The organism is Streptomyces glaucescens, assembly GCF_002154375.1.
GTDB lineage: Bacteria > Actinomycetota > Actinomycetes > Streptomycetales > Streptomycetaceae > Streptomyces > Streptomyces glaucescens.
This window is the reverse complement of record NZ_MUND01000609.1, coordinates 1-9,368: the sequence shown is the minus strand read 5'-3', so window position 1 is coordinate 9,368 and position 9,368 is coordinate 1. Positions and strand designations below refer to the sequence as shown.

The 9,368-nt window shown below is 69.5% G+C and carries 6 protein-coding genes and 1 pseudogene; 3 read left to right on the top strand and 4 right to left on the bottom strand.

Translation table 11 applies throughout. The features are described 5' to 3' along the window. The first annotated feature begins 4 nt into the window (after positions 1-4). The gene (locus CCN42_RS32955; RefSeq protein ID WP_086741070.1) at positions 5-2,263 is read left to right on the top strand and encodes a heavy metal translocating P-type ATPase; all 2,259 of its coding nucleotides are present in this window, start codon (positions 5-7) and stop codon (positions 2,261-2,263) included. Positions 2,264-2,867: 604 nt separating this feature from the next. On the opposite strand, the gene CCN42_RS32950 is transcribed toward CCN42_RS32955, so the two are convergent. The 4 genes from CCN42_RS32950 to CCN42_RS32935 all read right to left on the bottom strand — a co-directional run bounded on the left by CCN42_RS32950 (position 2,868) and on the right by CCN42_RS32935 (position 7,762). Further along, positions 2,868-4,157 carry a citrate synthase gene (locus tag CCN42_RS32950; RefSeq protein WP_043501006.1) on the bottom strand — a complete coding sequence of 430 codons (1,290 nt, stop codon included), beginning with the start codon at positions 4,155-4,157 and terminating at the stop codon, positions 2,868-2,870. Positions 4,158-4,400: 243 nt separating this feature from the next. Next, positions 4,401-6,674 carry an SF1B family DNA helicase RecD2 gene (recD2, locus tag CCN42_RS32945; RefSeq protein WP_086741068.1) on the bottom strand — a complete coding sequence of 758 codons (2,274 nt, stop codon included), beginning with the start codon at positions 6,672-6,674 and terminating at the stop codon, positions 4,401-4,403. Positions 6,675-6,713: 39 nt separating this feature from the next. Further along, positions 6,714-6,908, bottom strand: a complete 195-nt coding sequence (locus tag CCN42_RS32940; protein WP_086741072.1) for a DUF397 domain-containing protein — start codon at positions 6,906-6,908, stop codon at positions 6,714-6,716. A gap of 8 nt (positions 6,909-6,916) precedes the next feature. Then, complete coding sequence (locus CCN42_RS32935) at positions 6,917-7,762, bottom strand: helix-turn-helix domain-containing protein (RefSeq protein ID WP_086741067.1); 846 nt, start codon at positions 7,760-7,762, stop codon at positions 6,917-6,919. Between the two features lie 229 nt (positions 7,763-7,991). Between CCN42_RS32935 and CCN42_RS32930 the strand changes: the two genes are divergently transcribed. Continuing rightward, positions 7,992-8,402 (top strand): ATP-binding protein, encoded by a 411-nt coding sequence (locus CCN42_RS32930; protein ID WP_086172050.1) that lies wholly within the window; start codon positions 7,992-7,994, stop codon positions 8,400-8,402. Then, positions 8,399-9,204: pseudogene (locus CCN42_RS32925) on the top strand (hypothetical protein). Before CCN42_RS32930 ends, CCN42_RS32925 begins: the two are co-directional and overlap by 4 nt. The last annotated feature ends 164 nt before the right edge of the window (positions 9,205-9,368 follow it).

Genomic DNA, 9,368 nt, shown 5'->3' with positions numbered 1-9,368 from the left:
GCCCATGGACGCACCCCCCATGTCCCAGGTCGAGCTGCTGATCGGCGGCATGACCTGCGCCGCCTGCGCCGCCCGCGTCGAGAAGAAGCTCAACCGCATGGACGGCGTCACCGCCACGGTGAACTTCGCGACGGAGAAGGCCCGGGTCACCTACCCCGCCGGGACCGAGGTCGCCGACCTGATCGACACCGTCGTGAAGACCGGGTACACCGCGGAGGAACCCGCGCCGCCCGCCCCCGCCCCCCAGGACGAAGGGCCGGACGGCCCGGCGGCCGACCCGGAGCTGTCGGCGCTGCGGCAGCGCCTCGCCGTCTGCGCACTGCTCGCCGTACCCGTCGTGCTGCTCGCGATGATCCCCGCCCTCCAGTTCGACAACTGGCAGTGGCTCTCGCTGACCCTCGCCGCGCCCGTCGTCGTCTGGGGCGGCCTGCCCTTCCACAGGGCCGCCTGGATCAACGCCCGGCACTCCGCATCCACCATGGACACCCTGGTGTCGGTCGGCACCCTGGCCGCGTTCGGGTGGTCCCTGTGGGCGCTGTTCCTCGGCGACGCGGGCATGCCCGGCATGCGGCACGGCTTCGACCTCACCGTCTCCCGTACCGACGGCACCGCCACGATCTACCTGGAGGTCGCCGCCGGAGTCACCGCGTTCCTGCTCCTCGGCCGCTACCTGGAGGCGCGCGCCAAGCGCCGCGCGGGGGCCGCGCTGCGGGCGCTGATGGAGCTGGGCGCCAAGGACGTGGCGGTGCTCCGCGCGGGGCGCGAGGTGCGGATCCCGGTCGGGGAGCTGACGGTGGGCGACCTGTTCGTCGTACGGCCGGGCGAGAAGATCGCCACCGACGGCACGGTCGTCGAGGGCACCTCCGCCGTGGACGCCTCCATGCTGACCGGCGAGTCCGTGCCGGTGGACGTGGCCGTCGGGGACACCGTCACCGGCGCCACCGTGAACACCGCAGGACGTCTGGTCGTCGAGGCCACCCGGATCGGCGCCGACACCCAGCTCGCCCGGATGGCCAAGCTGGTCGAGGACGCGCAGAACGGCAAGGCCGAGGTGCAGCGGCTCGCGGACCGGGTCGCCGCGGTCTTCGTGCCCGTGGTGCTGCTGATCGCCGCCGCCACCTTCGGCGGCTGGCTCGGCGCCACCGGTGACACCGTCGCCGCGTTCACCGCGGCCGTCGCCGTGCTGATCATCGCCTGTCCGTGCGCGCTCGGCCTGGCCACGCCGACCGCGCTGCTGGTCGGCACCGGGCGCGGCGCCCAGCTCGGCATCCTCATCAAGGGCCCCGAGGTGCTGGAGGCCACCCACCGCGTCGACACGGTCGTCCTCGACAAGACCGGCACCGTGACCACCGGCCGGATGTCCCTCCAGGAGGTCCACGTCGCCGAGGGCGCCGACGAGAAGCAGGTGCTGCGGCTCGCGGGCGCCCTGGAGCACCCCTCCGAGCATCCCGTGGCCCGCGCGGTGGCCGCGGGCGCCGCGGAGCGGGCCGGGGAGCTGCCGGTGGCCGAGCGGTTCGAGAACGTGCCCGGGAGGGGCGTACGCGGGCGCGTGGAGGGCCGTGAGGTGACCGTGGGGCGGCTCTTCGACGGGCCACTGCCCCCGGAGCTGGCGGAGGCGAAGAAGAAGGCCGAGCTGGGCGGTCGTACGGCCGTCGTGGTCGGCTGGGACGGCGAGGCGCGCGGCGTCCTCGCCGTCGCCGACGCGGTGAAGGAGACCAGCGCCGACGCGGTGCGCGAGCTGCGCGCGCTGGGGCTCCGGCCGGTGCTGCTGACCGGCGACAACCGCAGGGTCGCAGAGGCGGTGGCCGCGGAGGTGGGCATCGACGAGGTGATCGCCGAGGTGCTGCCCGAGGAGAAGGTGGCGGTCGTCAGGCGGCTCCAGGGCGAGGGCCGTACGGTCGCGATGGTCGGCGACGGGGTCAACGACGCCGCCGCGCTCGCCACCGCGGATCTCGGGCTGGCGCTGGGCACGGGGACGGACGCGGCGATCGAGGCCGGCGATCTGACACTCGTCCGCGGGGATCTGCGGGTCGCGGCGGACGCGATCCGGCTCTCCCGCCGCACCCTCGCCACGATCAAGGGCAATCTGGTCTGGGCGTTCGGCTACAACGTGGCCGCGTTGCCGCTGGCCGCGGCGGGGCTGCTGAACCCGATGATCGCGGGGGCGGCGATGGCCTTCTCCTCGGTCTTCGTGGTCACGAACAGCTTGCGACTGCGGACGTTCCGCGAGACCCCCCTTCAATCCGGCGCAAGCCTCACATAAGCTCTTCACAAGGCTCGCGCATCTTCCTTACGCTTGAGCCCCGTTCGTCGTAGCGGGCCTCTTGCTCATGTATCAGGACATATGCAAGAGACGCAGATCACAGTGATGTGAACGTAACCATCGAAGGGGTTCGAAGGTCTAAGTTGGCGATGTCAGAAGGCGTCTTGGGGGGCGCCGGCTGGCGTCTGGGGATGTCTTGGGGGACTTCTCCAGATGGGGGTACCTCCCTGCTCGAACGGAGTTGAGAGCTTGGGGGAGCGTTGCCGGGGCACGTACACCGGGAAGCTTTGAGCGGCCCTCCCAGCGTGCGCTGTCCCGGCAGACCGCAGTCGACGCACATCACAGATGAACAGCACGACCCGAGCGCGGTGAGTTTTGCTCATTGTGCTCACACAGCGATTCAGGCGCTGGTCTCACAGACGCCCGGCCGGATCCCGTGGGGGGAATCCGCACCGGGACATGGGAAGGCGCCCTGGTCGTCGGCCCGTGGGGGGACCGGCGTACCAGGGCGCCTTTCGCTATGCGCGCGCAGCGCCGTGCGCGGGGGTGGTGCGCACGGGGCAGGGGCGCCGAGACCCGCTCAGCGCCCCTCGGGTGCGGTGGCTCAGCGCTCCTCGACCGGGACGAAGTCGCGCTCGACCACGCCCGTGTAGATCTGGCGCGGGCGGCCGATGCGGGAGCCCGGCTCCTTGATCATCTCGTGCCACTGGGCGATCCAGCCCGGCAGGCGGCCGAGGGCGAACAGGACCGTGAACATCTCGGTCGGGAAGCCCATGGCCCGGTAGATCAGGCCGGTGTAGAAGTCGACGTTCGGGTAGAGGTTGCGCGAGACGAAGTAGTCGTCGGCGAGCGCGTGCTCCTCCAGCTTGAGCGCGATGTCCAGCAGCTCGTCGGACTTGCCGAGGGCGGACAGCACGTCGTGCGCGGCGGCCTTGATGATCTTGGCGCGCGGGTCGAAGTTCTTGTAGACCCGGTGGCCGAAGCCCATCAGGCGGACGCCGTCCTCCTTGTTCTTCACCTTGCGGATGAAGGAGTCGACGTCGCCGCCGGCGTCGCGGATGCCCTCCAGCATCTCCAGCACCGACTGGTTGGCGCCGCCGTGCAGCGGGCCCCACAGCGCGTTGATGCCGGCCGAGATCGACGCGAACATGTTCGCCTGCGACGAGCCGACCAGGCGGACCGTCGAGGTCGAACAGTTCTGCTCGTGGTCGGCGTGCAGGATCAGCAGCTTGTCGAGCGCCGAGACCACGATCGGGTCCAGGTCGTACTCCTGCGCCGGCACGGAGAACGTCATGCGCAGGAAGTTCTCGACGTAGCCGAGGTCGTTGCGCGGGTAGACGAACGGGTGGCCGACCGACTTCTTGTACGCGTACGCCGCGATCGTCGGGAGCTTGGCGAGCAGACGGATCGTGGAGAGGTTGCGCTGCTGCTCGTCGAACGGGTTGTGGCTGTCCTGGTAGAAGGTGGACAGCGCGGAGACCACCGAGGACAGCATCGCCATCGGGTGGGCGTCCCGCGGGAAGCCGCGGTAGAAGTTCTTGACGTCCTCGTGCAGCAGGGTGTGCCGGGTGATCTCGTCCTTGAACGCGGACAGCTCGTCGACGGTCGGCAGCTCACCGTTGATCAGCAGGTACGCCACCTCAAGGAAGGTGGAGCGCTCGGCCAGCTGCTCGATCGGGTAGCCGCGGTACCGGAGGATGCCCTGCTCGCCGTCGAGGTAGGTGATCGCGGATTTATAGGCGGCGGTGTTGCCGTAGCCGCTGTCCAGGGTCACGAGACCGGTCTGGGCGCGGAGCTTGCCGATGTCGAAGCCCTTGTCCCCGACGGTGCTGTCGATCACCGGGTAGGTGTACTCGTTACCGTCGTACCGCAGTACTACAGAGTTGTCGCTCACGTCTTCCCTCACCGACGTAGTGCCTCATCTTCGAGGTGCCCTGACTGTCTCTACCATCCCCCATTTGGCTCAGGAGAGTGCACTCGGGGTCGACCATTGGGCTTATTGGCGGCACTCAGTGCCTCCAACTTGCTCATCCTGCCCCCTTGATCCGCCATCCGGAAGGGCTGTGTGACGTTTGCGACTCGTTTGATCGATCATTTTTTTGCCCGGCTCACGAACAGCGTCCCCCGATGCCCCACCTCACGCCTGGGGCGACCCGCCAGAGAGCCGGAAATCGAGCGCCGTACAGCGCCGTCCGGCCGACACCGTGCGCACCGCCTGGCCGATCGCCTTGCGCGACCCGACGAGCACGACCAGCTTCTTCGCCCGGGTGACCGCCGTGTAGAGCAGGTTGCGCTGGAGCATCATCCAGGCGCCCGTCGTGACCGGGATCACCACCGCCGGATACTCGCTGCCCTGCGACCGGTGGATCGTCACCGCGTACGCGTGGGCCAGCTCGTCGAGCTCGTCGAAGTCGTACGGCACCTCCTCGTCCTCGTCCGTCAGCACCGTCAGGCGCTGGTCGACCGGATCGAGCGAGGTGACCACGCCCACGGTGCCGTTGAAGACCCCGTTCTTCCCCTTCTCGTAATTGTTGCGGACCTGGGTGACCTTGTCGCCGACCCGGAAGACGCGTCCGCCGAACCGCTTCTCCGGCAGGTCCGGCCGGCCCGGGGTGACGGCCTGCTGGAGGAGCCCGTTGAGGGTGCCCGCCCCGGCCGGACCCCGGTGCATCGGCGCCAGCACCTGCACGTCCCGGCGCGGATCGAGCCCGAACTTCGCCGGGATCCGCCGGGCCGCGACGTCGACGGTGAGCCGCCCCGCCTCCTCCGTGTCGTCCTCGACGAAGAGGAAGAAGTCCTTCAGCCCTTCGGTGAGCGGGTGCTGCCCCGCGTTGATCCGGTGCGCGTTGGTGACCACGCCGGACTGCTGGGCCTGCCGGAAGACCCGGGTGAGGCGGACGGCCGGGACCGGACTTCCCTCGGCGAGCAGATCGCGGAGGACCTCGCCCGCGCCGACGCTGGGCAGCTGGTCCACGTCCCCGACGAAGAGGAGGTGGGCGCCCGGGGGCACGGCCTTGACGAGCTTGTTGGCGAGGAGCAGGTCGAGCATGGACGCCTCGTCGACGACGACCAGGTCGGCGTCCAGGGGCCGGTCCTTGTCGTAGGCCGCGTCCCCGCCGGGCTTCAGCTCCAGCAGGCGGTGAACGGTGGAGGCCTCGGCCCCCGTCAGCTCGGCGAGCCGTTTCGCCGCCCGGCCGGTCGGCGCGGCGAGCAGCACCTTCGCCCGCTTGGCACGGGCCAGCTCCACGATGGACCGCACGGTGAAGGACTTGCCGCAGCCGGGTCCCCCGGTGAGCACGGCGACCTTCTGTGTCAGCGCCAGCTTGACGGCCGCCTCCTGCTCCGGGGCCAGATCGGCGCCGGTGCGGCCCTTGAGCCAGCCGAGGGCCTTGCCCCAGTCGACGTCCCGGAAGCCCGGCATCCGGTCCTCGCCGGTGCGCAGGAGACGCAGCAGCTGGGCCGAGAGGGAGAGTTCCGCACGGTGGAAGGGGACGAGGTAGACGGCGGTGACGGGTTCGGCGGCGTCGCCGTCGGAGCCGGGCACCTTCTCCCGCACGACCCCGGGGTCGCCGCCGTCCTCGGGCGGTGTGGCCAGCTCGGCCAGGCACTCGATGACGAGCCCGGTGTCGACCTGGAGGAGCTTGACGGCATCGGCGATGAGCCGCTCCTCGGGGAGATAGCAGTGCCCCTGGTCGGCGGACTGGGAGAGCGCGTACTGCAGGCCGGCTTTGACCCGGTCCGGGCTGTCGTGCGGAATCCCGACCGACTGGGCGATCTTGTCGGCGGTGAGGAAGCCGATGCCCCAGACGTCGGCCGCGAGGCGGTACGGCTGGTTCTTGACGACGGAGATGGACGCGTCCCCGTACTTCTTGTAGATCCGCACGGCGATGGAGGTGGAGACCTCGACGGTCTGGAGGAACAGCATCACCTCCTTGATCGCCTTCTGCTCCTCCCAGGCGTCGGCGATCTTCTTCGTCCGCTTCGGCCCGAGCCCGGGCACCTCGATGAGCCGCTCGGGCTCCTCCTCGATGACCTTCAGGGTGTCGAGCCCGAAGTGCTGGGTGATCCGGTCCGCGAACACCGGGCCGATCCCCTTGACCAGGCCGGACCCGAGATAACGACGGATGCCCTGGACCGTGGCCGGCAGCACGGTGGTGTAGTTCTCCACGTGGAACTGCTTGCCGTACTGAGGGTGCGAGCCCCAGCGGCCCTCCATCCGCAGCGACTCCCCCACCTGGGCACCCAGCAGCGCACCGACGACGGTGAGCAGATCGCCACCGCCGCGGCCCGTGTCGACTCGGGCGACCGTGTAGCCGTTCTCCTCGTTGGCGTACGTGATGCGTTCCAGGACGCCTTCGAGAACGGCCAGTCGCCGTTCACCGGTCTGCGCGGCCCCCGACTGGTTGGTCATGATCCGACGGTACCGGTGGGGTGTGACAGCGGGCGTGGGTCAGGGGCGGGGCTGCGCCTTGAGGGCTTGGAGGAAGGTGGTGAAGGTCTCCGGGGGGAAGGTGAGGTGGGGTTTGGTGGGGGCCTTTGAGTCGCGGATGGATATGTGGGTGGGAGAGGTGGCGATCTCTACGCACTCGTTGCCGTCGCCGCCGTCGGAGTGCGACGACTTCCGCCAGTTGTCGGGAATGGTCACGAGGTGCCTCACAGCTCTTTCGCCAGCCGGTGGATGAAGTCACGCGACGCGTCAGCTTCGAGCGACAGGTCTCTCACCTTACGAAAGCGTGTGCGATAGGCGGCCAGTTCCGTCTCGGAATCGACGTAGTGGGCTCCGTGAGGCGTGTCGCGAACCACCGTGTCCAGCTTGGGTATGGCACCGCCCACGTACGTCATCGCGCTGCCTGCCCTGGAGAAGCCGTCCAGATCGAAGGGGATCACGCGCACGGTGATGTGCTCCGCGCCGGACAGCTCCAGAATGCGAATGAGCTGGGCGCGCGAGGCAGCGCGGTCACTGACTCTGATGCGGAGGGCGGCTTCATGGATCACCGCCTCCAAGGACAGAGGGGAAGACTTCTCAATGATCACCCGCCGTGCCATGCGATGACGCACGCGCAGGTCGAGCTCGTCCTCGGTCAGTTCGGGAATCCTGTTGGAGAACACGGCACGGGCGTAGTCCTCGGTCTGCAAAAGGCCCGGCACGAACAGGATGGCCACGTTGCGCTCGAACCGGGCATGGTGCTCCACCTCGGCCAAGTCCAGAAACGAGGCCGGGAGCGCACCCCGATATTCCTCCCACCAGCCGCGCGTCCGGTCCGTCGCCATAGCCACCAACGCGTCGACGAACTCCTCATCCGTGCAGTCGTAGTGCGAGGCGAGGAGCCGGAGTCGTTTCTCACTGACACCGGCGAGCGCGGACTCGATGTGGGTGATCTGGGTCGGGCTCACCCCGAGCAGTGCTGCCGCCTGGCGGGCATTGAGGCCCGCTGCCTCACGTAGGCGGCGGAGTTCCGTCCCGAGCCGCAGCTGACGCGCCGTTGGTTCACGCCTCAAGGTCCTCGACCGCTCCCTGCCTCAACACGCCTGTGTGCCCGACTCGTTCAGCGTCAGATTACGCGACCGGCTTGCCGCATCTCTACATTTAGATCTACCGTCAGTGACGCGACGCACACCGTGCGAAACGCCGGGGCGCCGGAAGCGCACCGCTCCGTCCTGCCGTGACGGCTGCGACATGACACCGCCCGCCCGCCAAGACCCCCCACCGACCTACCGGAGCTGACGCATGCCCGAAAACGAACCGTGGGAGTACTCCCTCTACATCCCGAACGACGTCCGCGCCGTCACCGTCTGCCGACGCACCCTCCGCCTGATCCTGACCATGCACGGACTCATCGGCCGCGTCGACGTCGCCGAGCTGCTGGCCACCGAGCTGGTCTCCAACGCCGTACGGCACACCAAGGGGCCGGCCGCGCTACGGGTGCGCTGGGCGCCGCCGGGGACGCTGCGCATCGGGGCCTGGGACGCGGACCCCGAACCGCCCGAGCCGCCCATGACCTTCGACCAGGCGACGGAGTTGGAGGAAGGGCGAGGGCTCGCGCTGGTGCGGGCCTGCTCCGACCTGTGGGGGTGGCAGCCGTTGTCCAGGTTCGGCAACCGGGGGAAGTACGTGTGGTGCGAGCTGGAGGCCGCGTGACGGTCGGCCCGTCGCATGAGGCGCTGCACAGGATCTTCCAGAAGGACCCGGCGCTGTTGACCCGGGCGTTACAGCGGGTCCTGCACGTGCCGTTCCCCGAGCCCCGGGAGTCCTCGTCGTCGAGTCGCGGGGGAAGGCGGACGAGCGCAAGCGGGGCAGCTGGCCCTACTACCTGTCCTACCTGTACGAGAAGTACCGGTGCGAGCCGGTGCTCATCGTCATCACCCAGAGCAGCGCCACGGCGAAGTGGGCCGCGCGGCCGATCCGGTTCGGCTTCCCGGGCTGGAACTCGCTCACGGTACGGCCGCTCGTGCTGGGCCCGGACAACGTGCCCGTGATCGCGGACGAGCGGCAGGCCGAGAGGGACGTACCCCTTGCGGTGCTCTCGGCCATGACACACGGGCGTGGCCCGCAGGCCCCGGCCATACTGGAGTCCCTGGCATCCGCCCTGCGGACCATCGACTCCGACAGTGCCGCGGTCTTCGTGCAGTTCGTCGACTCGTGCCTGGCCGATCCCCAGGCGAAGCAGATGCGGAGGGACCTGATGACGGCGATCCAGTACTTCTGGCGACACCCGCTGGCCGAGCAGGTGCGCGAGGAGGGTCGGGAAGAAGGGCGGGAGGAAGGCCGTATCGAGGATCGGCGGCAGATGGTGCTCCGCATCCTGGAGTGGCGCGGCATCTCCGTGCCCGACGGCATCCGGCAGCGCGTCGACTCCTGCACCGACCTCGACCAGCTGAAGGTCTGGGCCCAGCGCGCCGTGCGTGCCGCGGACGCGGCGGAGTTGTTCGCAACGGAGTGAACAAGTGACCGTGAGGCCGCCCGCTTCTTGGCCAGTGTCGTGCCTCCGCGAACCGCGTCAAGGGCGCTGCGCGTCGCCTTCGGCGATGGCCCTCCGGGCCACCCTTGACCCGGCCCGCTCCAGCACGGGGAAGAAAGGAGCGGGTGGCCAGGCGGGGGCGGTTG

Excerpts from the sequence above, each read along its gene's own strand:
- CCN42_RS32955 (WP_086741070.1), top strand. The coding sequence starts at position 5 with ATGGACGCACCCCCCATGTCCCAGGTCGAGCTGCTGATCGGCGGCATG.
- recD2 (WP_086741068.1), bottom strand. The coding sequence starts at position 6,674 with ATGACCAACCAGTCGGGGGCCGCGCAGACCGGTGAACGGCGACTGGCC.
- CCN42_RS32930 (WP_086172050.1), top strand. The coding sequence starts at position 7,992 with ATGCCCGAAAACGAACCGTGGGAGTACTCCCTCTACATCCCGAACGAC.